The sequence below is a fragment of the Aerococcus mictus genome (genome assembly GCF_003286595.3).
In the GTDB taxonomy this organism is placed as follows: Bacteria; Bacillota; Bacilli; order Lactobacillales; family Aerococcaceae; genus Aerococcus; species Aerococcus mictus.
Genome location: NZ_CP132985.1, coordinates 1,168,786 through 1,187,656, shown reverse-complemented (window position 1 = coordinate 1,187,656; position 18,871 = coordinate 1,168,786). Strand labels below are relative to the sequence as shown.

The following is an 18,871-nucleotide window of genomic DNA, read 5'->3' as shown; positions in this document are numbered from 1 at the left end:
CTCACTCAAGATTTTTAAATCCTGAGTGAGTTTTTTTGTCATTATTTACTTTATTCTTGGTAATTAATAATTAAGGCATTGAGAATGCTTTGGGCAACTTTTTGGTAATATTCATCTTGGCTAAAGGCCTTGACATCATTTGGATTACTCATGTAGCCCAATTCAATCAGTATCGCAGGGGGTTTTGAATCACGAATGACTTGGAAATTACCGAAACGAGTGCCATTACTTGCCAGGGGCATTTTTTCCATCAATTGCGCTTGGACATTTTCACTTAAAGGAATAGAAGCGTCATCGTAGTAGTAAACGGTGGTTCCCGATACTGTCGTTTCTTCAGCAGCGTCATAGTGAAGACTAATGAAGGCATCCGCTTGGGCTTGATTATAGATGTCTGCACGCGGCGCTAGGTCAACAAAAGTATCATCTTCCCGAGTCATTAAGACATTAACTCCATAATCTTCTAACAGTCCCTTCACAACTTGGGCGGTTTTTAGGGTGACATTTTTTTCCTGTTTATCACCGCGGATGGCTCCCGGATCACTCCCCCCGTGACCAGGGTCTAAGACAATGGTTTTTCCTTTAATGGTTGAGGTATTGGCTAGGGATTTTGCCTTATCTTCCATGGCGGTTGAATCTGATTCTGCCAACCAATTGGCTAGGTAACCTTCCGTACCGTCTTGGGCTTTGACATGGTAATAGGCACCTTCTTGGCCAAGATAGGCAAATTTTTCATGGATTTGACCCTTATAGATAATTTCTGAATCATTACTTGCCTGGCTGCGGATATGGACACCGGCAGCGGTAGCGGTCACTGAGGCGTCATAATTAGCTAAGAAAGCGTCTGTTGCTGCTTTTTCTTCCTTAGTCTGTTGGCGTCCTGGGGCTTGGGTAATGACTCCTGGGGTGATTTCAATTTGATTTTGGGGGATCCAGCCAATGTCGTCCTTGTATTGGATATTGATCATATCACCCGACTGGTAGAGGATATTATATTTTTCATTATCATTGGCTTGGCCAATCACTTGAGAATTGGTGGAATCATCTTGATAAACATTAACCTGGTCGGATAAAACCGTGGCAATAAATCCTGTTCCTGCCTTCGCTTCTTCTTCATTATTAGCTAAGCTATCATTAGCTAACCAATTGGGAATCCAGCCGCTTTGACCATTATCAAGGATGATATGCTTCCAGTCGTGCTTTTCTTCAAGCACCTGATATTGACTCCCTTGGTCAATTTGCTGGGAGATATCATAGGTGATTCCGGGACCATTTCGCATATTAATGACACCAGTGGTCACTTCTTTGGTCGACTTGACTTTAACGTGATAAATCAGGGCAAAAGCAATAATGAATAAGGTCAGAATAATAATAGAGAAAACTAAATAGGTATTTTTTTTCTTATCTTTTGTTTGTGAAGGAGAATTTTTGGACAAGAGTTGAACCTCCTAAGAACTTTCTTTTAAGTCTAGCCTTTTTTAAAGAGATGATAGATTTTCGAATAAATAATAAGTATTAGAAAGAATACATATGATTCATTATAATAAAAATTCCTAATAAAAACAGCGGAAACTTATTAAATCAGTTGACATTTTTAAGACAATTAGGTAATCTTACTAAGGAATACCTATGACGGGGATGCAAGTAAAGCATTAGATAAGTGTGGTTTAGAGAGAGTGATATTTGCTGGGAGTCACTTCGTACACTTTTAGACAACCCCTGAGGTGGATAGTGCAAAGCTATTCCGTTATCGCGCGTTAGTCGACAAGGGTAGTAAGACTACTAAACTAAGGTGGTACCACGATTGTCATCGTCCTTATTTCTGAACAGAAATAGGGGCGTTTTTTATTACCACTAAATATTAAAAGGAGGCAGGATATGATTCAAAAACCTAAAGGGACTGTGGATATTTTACCGGGTCAAGTTGAAATTTGGCAAGCAATTGAAAAAACAGCCCGAGATATTATGGCCAAATATCGCTTTAATGAAATTCGCACACCCATGTTTGAATCTTATGATCTTTTTGCTCGTGGTGTAGGAGAAACAACCGACGTCGTCACCAAGGAAATGTATGATTTCTATGATAAAGGTGACCGTCATATTGCTTTGAAACCTGAAGGGACAGCACCCATTGTACGGGCCTTTATTGAAAATAAACTGTATGGCCCTGAACACATTAAGCCTTATAAGGTCTATTACATTAGTCCCATGTTTCGTTATGAGCGTCCCCAAGGTGGCCGGCAACGTCAATTTCATCAGTTAGGGGTTGAGGTTTTTGATGGGAAAACCGTCCTTAGTGATGTAGAAACCATTGCTCTAGCTTGGGAAATTCTTGAAACTCTTGGAGTTAAAGACTTGAAATTAGTAATTAATTCCTTAGGCGATAATGAAGCGCGTTTGGACTACCGTGAAGCCTTAATTAATTACTTAAAACCTTTTGAAGAGGAACTGAGCGAAGATTCTAAGACCCGTCTTTATCAAAATCCTTTGCGCGTGCTTGATAGTAAGGACGCCAAGGATAAGGAAATTGTTAAAGATGCGCCTAAAATTCTTGATTATTTATCAGAAGCCTCTAAAGAGCGTTTTGAACAAGTCCAAAGCTTATTAGCAGCCCTAAATATTCCTTATCAAATTGACTCTAATATGGTTCGCGGTCTCGACTATTACCAAGATACCATTTTTGAAATTATGACAAATAATGAAGTCTTTGGTGCGGAAACCACCATTTGTGGTGGGGGGTCATATTCCGGACTAGTGAAAGAACTTTCCGAAGGTCGGGAAGATGTGCCGGGATTCGGTTTTGCGATTGGAATGGAACGCTTGATTTTATTACTGGAAGCACAAAAATCAGATTTAGCAGTTGAAAATCCTCTCGATATCTATTTGGTAACCATCGGACAAAGTGTTGTCACAGAAGCTTTACAAATTGTCCAAGCTCTAAGACGGCAAGGCTTAAATGTTGAATTTGATCTCAACCAACGCAAAACCAAAAAGCAATTTCGTGATGCAGACCGCCATGGTGCCGCCTATACCTTAACCTTAGGTGAGAGTGAGCTAGCGGATAAAAATATTAATGTGAAGAATATGAATTCTGGCAAAGAGCGTCATTTCGCTATTGATGATGTGATTGAACACTTTGACCAGGTAAAAAAAGCTATGAAAGAAGGAAATGATTAATGAAAAGAACAAGTTATTGTGGCCTCGTTTCTAATGAAATGATTGGCCAAGAAGTGACCTTAAAGGGTTGGGTACAACGTCGCCGTGACTTAGGTGGGGTTATCTTCGTCGATATGCGTGACCGCGAAGGCTTTGTCCAAGTGGTATTTAATGAAGCCAACCTGGGCGACCATTTTAATCGGGCAGAAAAATTACGTTCTGAATACGTAATCGAAGTCCAAGGACAAGTTGTCGCTCGGGCAGAAGGGGAAATTAACCCTAAAATAAAAAATGGGGATATTGAAGTAATGGCCAGTGATTTGACCATTCTCAATCGCGCTAAAACACCACCATTCCCTGTAGAAGATACTATCGATGTTAATGAAGATAAACGGATGCAATACCGTTATATCGACCTACGCCGTCAAAGAATGCAAGATAATATCCGCTTACGGTCTCAAGTGACCCACGCCATTCGTTCATTCTTAGACCAAGATGGCTTTTTAGATATTGAAACCCCTTACTTATCAAAATCAACTCCAGAAGGGGCGCGTGACTATTTAGTTCCTTCCCGAGTTCATCCAGGTGAATTCTATGCCTTACCTCAATCACCACAATTATTAAAACAACTTTTAATGGCCAGTGGCTTTGACCGCTATTATCAAATTGTGCGTTGCTTTAGAGATGAGGACCTGCGTGGGGACCGTCAACCTGAATTTACCCAGGTCGACTTGGAAACCAGCTTCTTGAGTCAAGAAGAAATTCGTGATATCGTCGAAAACATGTTAAAAGCAGTCATGAAACAAGTTAAAGGACTCGACATGACAGAAGATTTCCCAGTGATTTCTTATGATGAAGCCATGAGCCGCTATGGTTCTGATAAACCTGATACCCGCTTTGGCTTAGAATTGGTTGATTTATCAGATATCGTTGACCAATATGATTTTAAGGTCTTCAATATGGCCATTGAAAATGGGGGAATTGTTAAGGGAATTAATATTAAGGGAGCTGCTGATCAATATTCAAGAAAAGATCTGGATGGCTTGACCCCTTACACCAAACCATTTGGCTCAAAAGGGATCGCTTGGATTAAAGTGACTGAAGATGGACTAACAGGGCCAATTGGTAAATTCTTTAAAGAAAACCCACAACCATTAATGGAACGGATGAATGCTGAAGCAGGGGACATTTTGGCCTTCTCTGCTGACCAAGCTTCGGTAGTTAACGCTTCATTAGGGGAAGTCCGGTTAAAATTTGGTCGTGAATTAGACTTGATGGATAAGAATCAATTTAATTTCTTATGGGTAGTTGACTGGCCTTTATTAGAATACAATGCTGATGAAAAACGTTATACTGCCATGCACCACCCCTTCACTATGCCAAACGAAGAAGATCTTGACCGTTTAGAAAGTGAACCTGAATCTGTCTACTCTCAAGCCTATGATATTGTCTTGAATGGTTATGAAATTGGTGGAGGTTCCATCCGTATTCACCAAAAAGAGGTTCAATTAGCTATGCTAAAAGCTTTAGGATTCTCAGAAGAAAAAGCTAACCAACAATTTGGTTTCTTATTAGATGCTTTGGATTATGGTTTCCCTCCCCATGGTGGTTTAGCGATTGGCTTAGACCGCTTAGTGATGCTCATAGCCGGAGAAGACAATATTCGTGAAGTGATGGCCTTTCCTAAGAATGGTCGTGCGGTGGATGTGCTCACCGATGCTCCAAGTCCTGTTTCTGACAAGCAATTGGATGAACTTAATTTAGAAGTGACTAAAATTGACCTTGACTAATCCCTGCTTGCAAGAAAATTCCTGATTAAGTAAGAAATAAATGTAACTTTTAGTCAGAGAGAAAAGGTGAGGAAAATGAATAAAAAAAGCTGGATCGTTGTCATTGTGGCCGCACTAATCCTATTCTTTGGTGTCCAAAGTGCAGCTGTGCGTGAGAAAGAAGCTGATTTGGATGATGCGATCTCAAATAAATTCTTTGCTAGTGATAAAACCATCGAAGAGGGCGATAGCAATTCTCAAATTGCTGTCCTCCAGGTCAATGGGACTATCGCTGATACGGGAGATCAAAACTCTTTGTTTTCAGCTAATCAAGGCTATGATCACCAAGGAACCCTGTCTGCTATTAAAAAAATAAAAGAAGATCATAAAGTTAAAGCTTTACTTCTAGAAGTTGATTCCCCAGGTGGAGCCGTTTACGAGAGTGTTGAGCTCTACCGGGCTTTAAAGGATTTGAAGGAAAGTCGCCAAATTCCTATCTACGTCAGCATGAAGTCCATGGCCGCTAGCGGAGGCTATATGATTTCAATGGCTGCAGATAAGATCTTTGCTGATACGGAAACGACTACTGGGTCAATTGGTGTCATTCTTTCCACTTTTAATATCAGTAAGTTACTAGAGGAACATGGTATTAAACCTGAAGTCTTTAAATCGGGAGACCATAAGGATCTATTATCGATGTATAGAGACCCTAGTGATGAAGACCGGGAAATTATCAATAATATTTTAAAAGAATCCTATGATCGCTTTGTAAAAATTGTAGCCGAGGGCCGGGGAATGAATGAAGACGAAGTCCGTAAATTAGCTGACGGGCGCATTTATTCAGGACAACAAGCCTTGGATAAGCACTTGATTGATGCCATTGGTTACCGTCAAGATGCCTTAGAGGCCTTAAAGGCTGATCACGATTTAGAAGGTGGCCGGGTTTACTTAGTAAGTACTGACGAAGACCAACAACAATTTAGCAGGTTAATTCGTCGCTTTAGCCAAGCTATTCCTTTGAGTAAGTTATTGAAAGCAGATACACCAGCTAATGAAATTGAAGCGGTTAAGGAACTAACTGACCAAGCCCCACGTCCATATTATCTCTACGGAGGTGAATAAGATGTTTGGTAAAAAGAAAAAAACAGATGATAAGCAAAATATTGATATTTCTGGCTTAAATGATGAACTTTACCAAGGTAGCTTAGAAAATAAATCGGCTCCAGGAGAGGGCTATAAGACCACTTGTTTTCCTAGTTATTCTGACTCAGTTGATCAATTGCCTCGCCAGGTTTATGGAGGTTTTTGGCAACGTTTATTGGCCTATTGCTTAGATTATCTATTCATTAAAGCCTTAGTAAGTATCCTTTTAGCACTTGCCAGTCTATTTTTAAGTAGAGACTTACTTGAACAAGGCGATTTAGTGAATTTCCTAGCAGTTAATTTTATCTGGGTTTTATACTTTACCTTGTCGACTTACCTCCTTAATGGACAAAGTTTAGGCAAATTTTTCTGTCGCTTAAGAGTTGTTAAGGCTGATGAAAGTCGCTTATCATTGGGAACCTGCCTGATACGTGAAGGTTTAGGGAAAGTTATCCTGCGCCAGTTCCCAATTCTAGCCTTAGTTATTGTTTTCACGCCTAAACGCGAAAACTTTATCGACTTTTTTACCGACACACGGGTGCTGTCTCTCAGCCAAATGGACTTAATTAATTATCCTAGTCCTTCCAAAAGTTAAGTTATAGGAAGTATGCCAATCAGAGTGATTAGCAAGTGTGTCATCAATTAACTCCTTATGGGATTATACAAAAGAGGTTGCGATGTATCGGTCGCAACCTCTTTTCAATCTTTTTCAAAGTATATTTGCCTAGAAAATTTATCACTTTATTTTTGTTGGGGCTTGAAGTTCATGAACATAAGGATGAGGGTAGCTGTTTCTTCAATGCTGCGGTCAGCAACATTGATAATGGGACATTGCAGACGCTCATAAACCTCATTGGCATAGGATAATTCTTTTTCAATGCGGTCATCGGCGCTATAAAGCCCTGATTCATCCACCCCATAGCTACGCATGCGTTCACGACGAAATTTATTTAGTACATTAATGTCATTGGTGAGCCCGATGATTTTATTGGATTCAATTTTAAAAATTTCTTCAGGGAGTTGTGCTTCTGGGACTAAAGGTAAATTAGCTACTTTATAACCTTGGAAGGCCAGATAGATACTGAGGGGAGTCTTACTGGTACGCGAAATACCTAATAGAACGATATCCGCTTCCTCAAAACGGTTAGGGTAACGCCCATCATCATTTTGAACCGCAAATTCAAGGGCTTGAATACGTTTATAGTATTGGTCATTTAATTTATGACGCTGGCCGGGCTTTTGGGTAGAAGGAGTGCCAGATTCTTCACCAATCAGTTCAATAATGGGATGAAGGACGTTATAATAAAAAAGCCCATGATCTTGACAAAAGCGAGCAGCGGTTTGGTGAAGGTCTTCTTTAACAAAGCTCACTACGATATGGGCTTGATTGTCTTTAGCTGCTTCCAGAACTGGGATCAGCGAGTCCTCATGAAGAATGAAAGGAAAGCTCTTTATATTGATTTCAACATCAGGAAACTGTACCATTACACTATCTAAGAGATCAGTTGTTAATTGGCCGACTGCATCAGATAGTAAATAAAAATCTTTAATTTGTTTTTCTTCAGTCATTATTACACATCCTATTTCATCCATTATGTTTTAAAACAAATTATAACATGGCCATAAAGCAAATGCATGCTATAATAAATTAAATTGGGAGGGGTCTCTATGTCTGAATTTGTAAAAAATGCTATGAACCAATTAAATGATTTAGGTTATAAGTATACGCAAAGACGGGCGGATATGTTAGCGGTTTTTGACCAAGATATTAATCATTTTAAATCAGCCAAGGATGTCCAACAAGCCATGAAAAAAGACCATCCTAATATAAGTTTTGATACGATTTACCGGAATTTGCGCTTATTTACTGATTATGATCTATTAGAAGAAAATGAAATTGATGGGGAGATGGTATTCCGTCAACATTGTGATCCCATCTTAGGCCACCACCATCACTTCGTATGTAACCACTGCGGGAAAACCGTTCCCGTTCGTTTAGGTGATTTATCCTACTATAGCCAACAGCTTCCTGGCTATGAAATTAACGGGCATAGTTTTCAACTTTTTGGGCTCTGTCCTGACTGCTTAGCTGAAAGCGAAAAGCAGTCTTAATAAAGCATAAGAAAAACTCAGCCTCTTATCAGATTCTCTGCCAGTCAAGGTAGAAAAATTGATAGGAGACTGAGTTTTTTAGTTAATTCTAGTAGAGATATTTTTCTTAGGAGACTTTAGGCTAAGGTGTTTGATCCGTTTCTTTAGGACGATAAAGTTTGCGGGCAATAATTGGAGTAATAATCGAGCTGATAACTACCCCAAAAGCAATTTGAGCAGTAGCCGAGGCGACAAATTCTTGATAGCTGGGAATAACTGCACCAATAATAGCAGGAACGGAAACAGACATCCCAGCAATTGAAGACATAGCTAAGGAGGTGACTCCATCTTCTTTTAAGAGGTAACGTTCAACTAAGACCATGATAAGAACCATAGGAATATAGAAGAGAATGGTTAAGAGCACGCCTTGTGGCCCCGCTTTGATGGCGTCGATTAGATTAATGTTAGCTCCAAAAGCAAAGCCCATGAAGGGGAGGGTAATTGCTGCTCCAGGTGCTAGATAATCCCGCATCTTAGAATCTAAATTGCCTAGTACCGCTCCAACGATGACAGGAATGATGGTTGAGATAATTGGGGTCCAATTAATGGCAGTGGTTTGAGAGATACTAAAAACTAACATAGGGTAAGCTGGGGTACATAACAAGCCAACTAACCCAAAGGCACTGATGTCATCTTTAGTCCCATAGTCACTTTCCAAGGCTAGGAATAAAGAAGGATTGGTGGAAGCGATAGCAGCAATATAAGCAATGGCTGATATTCCCCAAATCCCATCCATGTCAAAGAATTGAATAAACAAAAGGCCTAAAACAATATTAATGATGACCTTTACTAGGATAAGGACGCCTTCTTTTCTTAAGACCACACTTAAATGGGAGAGATCAATAGAAGCTCCCGAGCAAAGGCAAGCAAATCCGATAATGTAATTTAAACCATCGGCAGTAAAGATAGCTTGAGTAGCCCCACCGATTTCAAAAATACCGGGGGCAAAGGTGCAAAATAATGCTGATATAAGCATAGGGACTAGTAAGAGACCACCAGGAACTTTCTTCATAAAATCGTACATTGAATAACTCCTTATAGCTAATGATAAATAGGTTTAATTGCGCATTAAAGTCAATTATAAGCCTATTTTTTTTAATTACAAGATAATAAAAATGAAATTTACAATTAAATAATATAAAAGAGCGTATTGATATTTATATTATGTAAAAAGCGAACTATATTAAACGTTTTTAGAAATTCGTCCGTAAAAATGTTGTTTTATGCTATAATCTGAGTTATACTTGTCTTGTAGTTAAAACGAACTTTTTATATTAGAGAGGTGCAAAATGTTCGGAAAGAAAGTTAAAACTTTAGTTATTGGTGCTTTAGCAGGTTTAGCGCTTGCTGGTTGTCAAGGTCAAAATGCCGGTACCAGTGGATCTTCGACTAGTGACAAATCAGCTAGTGATGAATATCGTATTGCCATGGTTACTGATGGGAATGGGATAGATGACCGCTCCTTCAACCAGTCAGCTTGGGAAGGAATGGAAAAATGGGCCAAGGATCATGGCTTTTCTGAAAATGCGCGTTCATTTTATCAATCACATTCAGAAGCAGATTTCATTCCTAACTTATCGACTGCAACAGCTGATAATTATAATATCGTATTTGGTATTGGCTCTTTTATGGTTGAGCCAATCCAAAAAATAGCAGAAACCAATCCTGACCAACACTATGGCTTAGTCGATGGACAAGTTGATCTGCCTAATGTGGTTTCATTATCCTTTAAAGATAACGAATCGGCTTATTTAGCTGGTGTCGCCGCTGCAAAATCGACTAAGAAAGATAAAGTTGGATTTATTGGCGGTATGAAAATTCCAGGCATTGAACGTTTTGAAGCTGGTTTTAAGCAAGGGGTAAAGGATACTAAGCCTGAAGTTGAGGTTGATGTTCAATATGCGGATTCCTTTGGCGATGCTGCCCGTGGTCAACAAATTTCTTCTTCAATGTATCAAAACGGCATTGATATCATCTTTACAGCCGCAGGACAAACCGGTAACGGTGCCTTTACTGAAACCCGCAATCGCTTGGAAAATGGGGAAAAGGGCCTTTGGATTATTGGTTGTGACCGTGACCAATCGAGTGAAGGAGAATGGTCTCAAGGTAACTTTACCCTTGCTTCTACCTTAAAACTCATCGGTACGACAATCGCTAAGGTTACTGACCAATCCATGTCAGGAGACTTCCCTGGTGGACAAAGTCAATTTAATGGTGTTAAAGAAGGTGCAGTTGACTTAGTAGATACTAACTTAGATGAAGAAGCTAAGACAGCTGTTAATGAAGCGCGTGAAGGCATCAAGAGCGATAAAATTACCGTACCTGAAAAGCTTGCTGATTTAAAATAGAAGGATGAATATCGTGTCAAAACAGAATTTAGCATTAGAAATTAAAGATATCAGTAAAAAATTTGGCGATTTTACTGCAAATGATCATATTTCCTTTAATGTTAAGCAAGGTGAAATTCATGCTTTATTGGGCGAAAATGGGGCAGGGAAATCGACCTTGATGAATATTTTGACAGGTTTATTGACCCCAACTAGTGGTGAGATTCTTATCAACCAAGAACAGGTGACGGTTAGCTCACCAGCAGTTGCCTATGAAAAGGGAATCGGCATGGTTCACCAACACTTCATGCTTATTGATGATTTTACTGTGACTGAAAATATTATGCTGGGTGCTGAAATCACCCAGCATGGCTTTTTAAAGAAAGAGAATAGTGAAAAAGTTGTCAGTGAACTCAGTGAGAAGTATGATTTAAAAGTTGACCCAAGAGCGAAAATTAAAGATATCTCTGTAGGTATGCAACAAAGAGTTGAAATATTAAAATTACTCTACCGGGATGTTGATATTCTGATATTAGATGAACCGACTGGTGTCTTAACCCCGCAAGAGATCACTGAATTGATAAAAACTTTACGTCATTTAGCGGCTAAAGGAAAAGCAATTATTCTTATTTCTCATAAGTTAAGTGAAATCAAGGCTGCTGCAGACCGTTGCACCATTATTCGTCGTGGTAAAAAAATTGCCACCGTTGATGTGGACGAGGTCAGTGAACAAGAACTCGCCGATATGATGGTAGGTCGTAAGGTGCAAATCCATGTAAATAAAGAAGCTTCCCAGCTAGGTAATGAAGTCCTAAAGATAAAAGATCTGGTCCTGGAAAAACGTCATCAACCGATCCTAAGAGGGGTCAATTTAAACTTGTTTGCGGGAGAGATACTGGGGATCGCTGGTATTGATGGTAATGGTCAAAGTGAATTGATCGATGTTTTAACCGGATTAAGTGAAGCGACTATGGGACATATTTATTTAGATGGAGAAGAAATTACCCATGATAATACTCGCCAGATCGCTGAAAAGGGGATGGGACATATTCCTGAAGATCGCCATAAACGCGGCTTAATCTTAGCAATGCCTATTTCTGATAACTTTATATTACGTAATTACTATCAAAAGCCCTTTAGTAAAAATTTGTTAATGCACTCTGATGCGATTGAAAATAACGCTAAAGACCTAGTCAATAAGTACCATATTGCTATTCCAAATATTTCAGCAAAGGCTAGTCAGTTATCTGGAGGAAACCAACAGAAAATTGTTATTGCCCGTGAACTTGAAAACCACCCCAAAGTCTTGATTGCTGCTCAGCCTACTCGAGGATTAGATATTGGTGCGGTTGAAGAGGTTCATGAAAGATTATTGGAAGAGAGACGTAAAGGCAAGGCTATTCTCTTAGTTAGCCAAGAATTGGATGAGTTGATGTCTTTATCTGATCGTATTGCTGTTATTCACCAGGGACAAATTACCGGTATTGTGGATAGTCAGGAGACCAACGAAACCGAGTTAGGTTTATTGATGGCTGGAGAATCAATTGACAAATTAGAAAAAGTAGGTGAGAACGGTGAATAATAGTAAAAAGATGTCCTATGCCTTAATTATTTCCTTGTTATCGATTGTTCTAGGATTTTTTGTTGGGGCTTTAATTATGCTGTTCTTCGGTTACAATCCGATCCTTGCTTACCAAGCGATGATCGGGAAGGTGATCACTGGTCCTTATTTCTTAGGAGAGGCCTTTCGTGAAGCGACCGTTTTAACTTTTACTGGTTTATCATTTGCTCTAGCTGCTAAGGCTAATTTTTTTAACATTGGTATTCCAGGTCAGTACTTATTAGGTTGGATTGCTTCCGTTTGGTTTGCCTTAGCCAACCCCGATTTACCGCGAATAGCCCTAGTCCCACTTTGCTTTCTAGTAGGAGCTTTAGCTGGAGGTTTTTGGGGATGTTTAGTAGGTGCTTTCAAAGCTTGGCGTGGTAGTAACGAAGTGATCACTACCATCATGCTGAATTATATTGCCCTTTATCTTACCAACTGGATTATCAGAGGTCCTTTGGGAAGCCAATTGAAAACACCGGAAATGACTGAAAATGCCAGTTTATCTTTAAAATGGCTCAGTGAATTAAGTAATGGCTCACGGTTAAATCTAGGAATATTTATTGCCTTTATTTTTATGGTTTTATACCACTTATATATAAATAAAACTATAAAAGGGTTTGAAACCCGGTCGATTGGCCTAAATCCGGAAGCCAGTCGTTACGCCGGAATGTCAATTAAAGAAAATATTATCTTAACCATGACTTTATCTGGCCTATGTGCAGGTGTTGGTGGTGTAATTACTGGCTTAGGGACTTTTCAAGGGATAACGATTCAAGGAACACTTCCTAGTGAAGGGTTTAATGGTATTGCTGTTGCTCTGTTAGGAATGAATCATCCACTAGGCATTTTCCTATCAGCTTTACTCTTTGGCATTCTAAATGTGGGATCGCGTTTTATGCCCAATAGTGCAGGGGTTCCTGATGAAATGGCCCAAGTGGTCATCGCATGTATAATCTTTTTTGTTGGGACAGCCTACATTGTTGATTGGGCAAAAAATAAGTTGCAAGCCCTTAAACAAGCCAAAGGAAAGGAGTAGAAAATGTCATTCATTGATATGCTACAATTATTAGTTTCTAATGCTTTGTTATACGCAGCCCCTTTAATCTTGACAGCCATTGGCGGTACTTTTTCTGAGAGATCCGGTGTAGTGAACATTGGTTTAGAGGGGATTATGGTCATTGGTGCTTTTTCTGGTGCCTTATCGAATTTCTTCCTAGCCCCTCAATTTGGCTCTTGGTCCCCGTGGATTTCCTTAATCATCGCCGGATTATTTGGCCTGATTTATTCTGCTCTCCATGCAGTAGCGACTATTCATTTGCGTGCTGACCACACCATATCAGGAACGGTGTTAAATCTAGCTGCTCCAGCCTTAACGGTCTTTTTATGCCGGGCGCTTACAGGGTCAGCACAAACCGGACCTTTGGCTGTCCCTTTTATTAATCGAACGTTTACATTCCTCAGTAAAATCCCCCTAATCGGACCGATTCTTTTTGTGAATACTCCCCCAGTTGCCTGGTTTAGTTTTTTCTTCGCGCTAATCGCTTGGCTAGTTTTATTTAAGACTCGCTTCGGTTTACGTTTACGTTCAGTAGGGGAGTCTCCTCTAACCGCTGAAAGCTTAGGGATAAATGTTTACGCGATGAAGTATGCTGGAGTTTTGATTTCAGGTTTTCTGGGAGGCATCGGTGGTGCTATCCAGTCTCAGGCGATTGCTAATGAGTTTGCTGTGACGACCATTTCTGGTCAAGGTTATATGGCTTTAGCAGCCATGATTTTTGGACATTGGCATCCGATTGGTGCGACTCTCTCAGCGGTGTTTTTTGGACTTGCCCAAGCTTTAGGCTATGCAAGTAACTATATTCCGGGATTATCAGGAATTCCAGACCTTTGGTTGCAAATATTACCTTATTTAATTACCTTAGTGACAGTGGTTTTCTTTATAGGTAAATCGGTTGGGCCTAAAGCTAATGGAGTAACCTATGTAAAGAGTAAATAAATGAAAAGGAGGATATTAATGCGACAAATATATTTTAATCACGACGGTGCAGTTGATGATTTAGTAGCATTATTTTTATTAAGTCAGGCTAAAGATATTGAAATCCTAGGTGTGGGTGTGGTTCCAGGTGATTGCTATTTAGAACCTGCTTTATCTGCTTCTGAAAAGATCCTGAACCGTTTTGCGCCAGGTAAAGCAATCAAAATCGCTCCCTCAGTGGCTCGACCTAAGAATCCTTTTCCTAAGGAATGGCGTGAACATGCCTTTACTGTAGATGCCTTACCCGTTTTAAATGAATATGAAATCAGTCAAAAATTAATAGTTGATCAAGCAGCCCACTTGCAACTGGTTGATATTCTTAAATCCGCTGACCAAGCTATTGACCTGGTCTTTACAGGTCCTTTGTCTGACTTAGCGCTAGCACTAGATACTGATTCAAGTATTGCTACTAAAATTAATAAATTATATTGGATGGGCGGCGCCTTTCAAGCAAAGGGTAATGTCCTCGAACCTGAACATGATGGTTCAGCTGAATGGAATGCTTTTTGGGATCCAGAGGCAGTCGAACGGGTATTTCAAGAAGCATTCCCTATTGATATCGTTGCCTTAGAAAGTACCGAAAAGGTGCCACTAACAATACCGATACGTCAGGCTTGGGCTAAAGAACGGAAAAATTTAGGGATAGATTTTCTAGGTAACTGCTATGCCTTAGTGCCACCATTAGTTCACCAAGTCTCAAATTCGACTTATTATCTTTGGGATGTGTTGACAGCCATTTCCTATATTGATCCTTCATTGACAAAGAAGCATGCCTTAAAGGCCAAGGTCGCCACCAAGGGGATTAATCAAGGGCAGACCTATGAGGACGAAAATGGTCGTTTAGTCGATGTGGGTTATGATGTCAAACATGCGGAATTTTTCCAAACAATTTTTAATTTAGCTTGGCAATAATTAAAAAAATTTATACTTTATGCCAATAACTTAGCTTTTGACCCTTACTTTAATTAAAGTTAAGATTGACTGACTTTCGATTATTCGTTATAATCAACTTTGTACATTTCCTAAAGTGGAGGAAATGGTAAGGATGAAACGAGGGGAGGTATATACCATGTCAAAGACTGTAGTTCGTAAAAACGAATCTATTGATGACGCTCTTCGTCGCTTTAAACGCTCGGTTTCAAAATCCGGCACCTTACGTGAAGCACGCAAACGTGAATATTATGAAAAACCATCAGTTCGCCGTAAGAAAAAATCGGAAGCTGCTCGTAAACGTAAATTCTAATCGTGCATAACCTAAAGGACAGATTGGAGGCGCCTCATGGCAAAAATTGATCAATTAAATCAAGATATGAAAGAAGCCATGAAAGCTAAAGATAAATTCCGTTTATCCGTTATTCGCATGTTAAAGGGCGCTTTACAAAAAGCCGAAATTGACAAAGAAGAAGCGTTAACGGATGATGAAGAACTAAGCATCTTATCTAGAGAATTGAAACAAAGAAAAGATTCTGTGAATGAATTTCATGAAGCTGGAAGAGATGACTTAGCTGACCAAACCGCTAAAGAAATAGAAATCGTTGAAAACTACCTACCAAAACAACTTTCTGAAGAAGAAATTACCCAAGCAGTTAAGGAAGTTATTGATCAAGTAGGTGCCAGTTCAATGAAAGACTTCGGAAAAGTTATGGGAACAGCCGTAGCTAAACTGAAAGGTCAAGCGGATGGTAATCAAATTCAAAAAGTAGCAAAATCCTTGCTATCATAAAAGTATAGGGGAGTTGGACCGTTGATCCAACTCCTTTTTATATGGGCAAGGCCTCTGTAATTCTTCTACTGAATGAAAGGCAGAAGTTCTGTTTCATTATTCGATTTTTTTAACGCCTTTTGCTATACTAATCTTATCAATTAAAAGGGGGCAGATTGCTTTTGACACAGTCACTGACTACTAAGACCATTCAATTAAAGGATCCAGCGATAGCTCTAACTTTATATGGAATCCATGACCGGCATTTGCGTTTGATCGAAGAATCCTATACTTTACAAATCAATGCTCGTGGTGATAAATTAGAACTCATTGGCGCTAGTGATACGATTGAAACAGTAGCAGAAATTATTCAATCTCTTGAAGTATTGATCAATAAGGGCAAAACGATTGGAGAACGTGACATTATTACAGCCATCAAAATGGCTAATAATGGTCAACTCGATACTTTTATCGACTTATATGACCAGGCAATTGGGAAAAGCTATGATGGCAAGATTATCCAACCTAAAACTTTTGGGCAAAAACAATATATTGATGCTATTAAGGCTAACCCACTAACATTTGGTATCGGACCTGCCGGAACGGGGAAAACCTTTTTAGCAGTAGTTATGGCCGTTTCTGCCTTAAAAAAGGGCCAGGTTAAACGTATTATACTCACCCGTCCTGCAGTTGAAGCTGGTGAGAGTTTGGGTTTCCTACCAGGGGATTTAAAAGAAAAAGTTGATCCTTACCTTAGACCTATCTATGATGCCCTATATACTATCTATGGTGCTGACCATACTGAACGATTGTTGGAGCGAGGGGTCATTGAAATTGCTCCCTTAGCTTATATGCGCGGTAGGACCTTAGATGATGCTTTTGTGATTTTAGACGAAGCACAAAACACGACTAAGGCGCAAATGAAAATGTTCTTGACTCGTTTAGGTTTCGGGTCAAAAATGATTGTCAACGGCGATAAAACTCAAATCGATCTCCCTAGAGGAATAAAGTCAGGACTTACTGATGCCGAAAACATTATCAAGGGTGTTGATAACATCCGTTTTGTCTATTTTGATACCGATGATGTCGTCAGACATCCAGTGGTTTCAGCAATTATTAAAGCCTATGATAAAGAAGCTGAACAAAGGAAACATGGAGGTGAATAGGCATGTTATCTGTCTTATTCAAGGATAAAACAGGAGAACTAAGCGAAAATCAAGTTAATATTATATTAGGGGTCTTAGATGCAGCAGCAAAACGACTTGAGCTGAATCGAGAAACGGAAATGTCCGCGACTATTGTCCACGATGATGAAATCCACGCCATTAACCGGGATTACCGGGGGAAAGACCGGCCAACAGACGTGATTAGTTTTGCCATCAACGATGAAAGCGAAGGCGATAGTCCTATTGCTGAGTGGCCAGAAGATTTGCCTTATGAATTAGGAGATTTGATTATTTCTTTAGACACGGCTAAACGTCAGGCAGAGGAATATAATCATTCATTAGAACGGGAGCTAGGTTTTCTAGCTTGTCATGGTTTTTTGCATTTGAACGGTTATGACCATATCGAGCCAGAAGATGAAAAAGTAATGTTTGGCCTACAAAGAGAGATTTTGGATGCCTATGGACTCAAAAGAGAATAAAGAGCTCAAGGAAGACTATAAGAATAAGCGCTTCAAAAACCGGTCTTTTATTCGGTCACTCGGCTTTGCTAGTGAAGGAATCGTATTCACCTTTAAACATGAACGTAATTTTCGATTCCAAACCGCCTCACTGTTTTTAGTGGTTTGTTTAGCACTCTTGCTCAAAATTAAGCGCTTAGAATTTATCATTTTGCTTTTTTGTTGTCTTATGGTTATGGCTTGTGAAATGATTAATACTTGTTTTGAATGGATGGTCGATTTAACTACCAACTACCAATATCATCCGATTGCAAAACATATTAAGGATGTGGCTGCTGGTTTAGTCTTGCTCACATCTATTTTTTCGGTAGTGATTGGTATAATTATTTTCACGCCTTATCTATTAGCACTTCTCTTTTAAATTTAGAAAGGACTACTTGTGTTCAATCAAAATAATTATCATTCAGGCTTTGTAGCCATTGTAGGACGTCCCAATGTGGGGAAATCGACCCTACTTAACCATATTATTGGTCAAAAAGTAGCCATTATGAGTGACAAGGCCCAGACTACCCGCAACAAAATCCATGCCATTTATACCACCGATGAGGTCCAAATTGTCTTTATCGATACCCCAGGAATTCACAAACCTAAGCATGAATTAGGGGAATACATGGTTAAAAGTGCCTATTCTGCATTGGATGAGGTTGAAGTCATTTTAATGCTTGTCAATTCCACTGAAAAAATTGGCCCAGGTGACCGTTTCATTATGGAAAAAATTGCTGCTTACGATACGCCCAAGATCTTAGCAGTGAATAAAACCGACCAATTAGACAAGGAAGACTTGGCGGCTTATTTAGAAAGTATCCCAAATAAGGATATCTTTGATCAAATTATTCCCTTATCTGCTTTAACAGGGGATAATGTGGACCAATTGCTCAAGGAGTTAACCAAGGAAATGCCACTTGGTCCGCAATATTACCCTGAAGATCAAGTCACTGACCACCCTGAATATTTTGTTGTCAGTGAAATGATTCGGGAACAAATTTTGCAATTAACCCGAGAAGAAATTCCCCATTCGGTAGCGGTAACCGTAGACAAAATGCAAAAAGATGAGTATAACAAAGTCCATATTTATGCCAATATTATTGTTGAGCGAAAGAGCCAAAAGGGCATCATTATCGGAAAAAATGGTTCAATGATTAAGAAAATTGGATCCAATGCCCGTCGTGAGATAGAGACCTTGCTCGGTTCTAAGGCCTTTCTGGAATTGTGGGTAAAAGTCCAACCCCATTGGCGTGATAAACGTAATTTGCTCAATGATTTTGGCTACCGCCCAAAAACTGATTACTAATAAACTTTAG

19 protein-coding genes are annotated in these 18,871 nt (G+C 39.5%); 16 read left to right on the top strand and 3 right to left on the bottom strand.

Annotation, left to right across the window (positions count from 1 at the left end):
• Positions 1-50 precede the first annotated feature (50 nt).
• Entirely contained in the window at positions 51-1,433 is a 1,383-nt protein-coding gene (locus DBT49_RS05515) for an N-acetylmuramoyl-L-alanine amidase (protein WP_224783854.1), read from the bottom strand.
• 442 nt (positions 1,434-1,875) lie between these two features.
• On the opposite strand from DBT49_RS05515, the gene hisS reads away from it, so the two are divergent.
• From hisS to DBT49_RS05495, 4 genes are all read left to right on the top strand, one after another.
• Entirely contained in the window at positions 1,876-3,174 is a 1,299-nt protein-coding gene (gene hisS / locus DBT49_RS05510) for a histidine--tRNA ligase (protein ID WP_070560081.1), read from the top strand.
• Entirely contained in the window at positions 3,174-4,943 is a 1,770-nt protein-coding gene (gene aspS, locus DBT49_RS05505) for an aspartate--tRNA ligase (RefSeq protein WP_070560083.1), read from the top strand. The genes hisS and aspS overlap by 1 nt, the downstream gene beginning before the upstream one ends.
• Positions 4,944-5,018: 75 nt before the next feature.
• A complete protein-coding gene (gene sppA / locus DBT49_RS05500) occupies positions 5,019-6,044 on the top strand; it encodes a signal peptide peptidase SppA (protein WP_070560085.1) in 1,026 nt (341 codons plus the stop codon).
• A 1-nt stretch (position 6,045) separates the two neighbouring features.
• Positions 6,046-6,660 (top strand): RDD family protein, encoded by a 615-nt coding sequence (locus tag DBT49_RS05495; protein WP_070560087.1) that lies wholly within the window; start codon positions 6,046-6,048, stop codon positions 6,658-6,660.
• A 146-nt stretch (positions 6,661-6,806) separates the two neighbouring features.
• Here DBT49_RS05495 and DBT49_RS05490 read toward each other — a convergent pair whose 3' ends face one another.
• The gene (locus tag DBT49_RS05490) at positions 6,807-7,634 is read right to left on the bottom strand and encodes a pyruvate, water dikinase regulatory protein (protein WP_070560089.1); all 828 of its coding nucleotides are present in this window, start codon (positions 7,632-7,634) and stop codon (positions 6,807-6,809) included.
• A 99-nt stretch (positions 7,635-7,733) separates the two neighbouring features.
• Here DBT49_RS05490 and DBT49_RS05485 point away from each other — a divergent pair, with 99 nt between their 5' ends.
• A complete protein-coding gene (locus DBT49_RS05485; RefSeq protein WP_070560091.1) occupies positions 7,734-8,177 on the top strand; it encodes a Fur family transcriptional regulator in 444 nt (147 codons plus the stop codon).
• A gap of 121 nt (positions 8,178-8,298) precedes the next feature.
• Here the strand turns inward: DBT49_RS05485 and DBT49_RS05480 are convergent, their stop codons facing one another.
• Positions 8,299-9,240, bottom strand: a complete 942-nt coding sequence (locus tag DBT49_RS05480; protein WP_070560093.1) for a 2-keto-3-deoxygluconate permease — start codon at positions 9,238-9,240, stop codon at positions 8,299-8,301.
• Positions 9,241-9,505: 265 nt separating this feature from the next.
• On the opposite strand from DBT49_RS05480, the gene DBT49_RS05475 reads away from it, so the two are divergent.
• The 11 genes from DBT49_RS05475 to era all read left to right on the top strand — a co-directional run bounded on the left by DBT49_RS05475 (position 9,506) and on the right by era (position 18,861).
• Complete coding sequence (locus tag DBT49_RS05475) at positions 9,506-10,564, top strand: BMP family lipoprotein (RefSeq protein WP_070560095.1); 1,059 nt, start codon at positions 9,506-9,508, stop codon at positions 10,562-10,564.
• Positions 10,565-10,577: 13 nt separating this feature from the next.
• On the top strand, positions 10,578-12,125 hold the full coding sequence (locus DBT49_RS05470) for an ABC transporter ATP-binding protein (protein ID WP_070560097.1): 1,548 nt from the start codon (positions 10,578-10,580) through the stop codon (positions 12,123-12,125).
• Entirely contained in the window at positions 12,118-13,185 is a 1,068-nt protein-coding gene (locus DBT49_RS05465) for an ABC transporter permease (RefSeq protein WP_070560099.1), read from the top strand. The genes DBT49_RS05470 and DBT49_RS05465 overlap by 8 nt, the downstream gene beginning before the upstream one ends.
• Positions 13,186-13,188: 3 nt before the next feature.
• On the top strand, positions 13,189-14,145 hold the full coding sequence (locus tag DBT49_RS05460; protein ID WP_070560101.1) for an ABC transporter permease: 957 nt from the start codon (positions 13,189-13,191) through the stop codon (positions 14,143-14,145).
• Positions 14,146-14,163: 18 nt separating this feature from the next.
• The gene (locus tag DBT49_RS05455) at positions 14,164-15,096 is read left to right on the top strand and encodes a nucleoside hydrolase (RefSeq protein WP_070560103.1); all 933 of its coding nucleotides are present in this window, start codon (positions 14,164-14,166) and stop codon (positions 15,094-15,096) included.
• Between the two features lie 157 nt (positions 15,097-15,253).
• Entirely contained in the window at positions 15,254-15,427 is a 174-nt protein-coding gene (gene rpsU / locus DBT49_RS05450; RefSeq protein WP_060778297.1) for a 30S ribosomal protein S21, read from the top strand.
• Positions 15,428-15,463: 36 nt separating this feature from the next.
• Positions 15,464-15,907, top strand: a complete 444-nt coding sequence (locus DBT49_RS05445) for a GatB/YqeY domain-containing protein (RefSeq protein ID WP_064292489.1) — start codon at positions 15,464-15,466, stop codon at positions 15,905-15,907.
• Positions 15,908-16,062: 155 nt separating this feature from the next.
• Positions 16,063-17,052 carry a PhoH family protein gene (locus DBT49_RS05440; RefSeq protein WP_141745219.1) on the top strand — a complete coding sequence of 330 codons (990 nt, stop codon included), beginning with the start codon at positions 16,063-16,065 and terminating at the stop codon, positions 17,050-17,052.
• 2 nt (positions 17,053-17,054) lie between these two features.
• The gene (gene ybeY, locus DBT49_RS05435; RefSeq protein WP_064292488.1) at positions 17,055-17,531 is read left to right on the top strand and encodes an rRNA maturation RNase YbeY; all 477 of its coding nucleotides are present in this window, start codon (positions 17,055-17,057) and stop codon (positions 17,529-17,531) included.
• Positions 17,506-17,931: a diacylglycerol kinase family protein gene (locus DBT49_RS05430; RefSeq protein WP_070560105.1), complete on the top strand. Its 426-nt coding sequence runs from the start codon at positions 17,506-17,508 to the stop codon at positions 17,929-17,931. Before ybeY ends, DBT49_RS05430 begins: the two co-directional genes overlap by 26 nt.
• Before the next feature lie 18 nt (positions 17,932-17,949).
• Complete coding sequence (era, locus tag DBT49_RS05425) at positions 17,950-18,861, top strand: GTPase Era (protein WP_070560107.1); 912 nt, start codon at positions 17,950-17,952, stop codon at positions 18,859-18,861.
• The last annotated feature ends 10 nt before the right edge of the window (positions 18,862-18,871 follow it).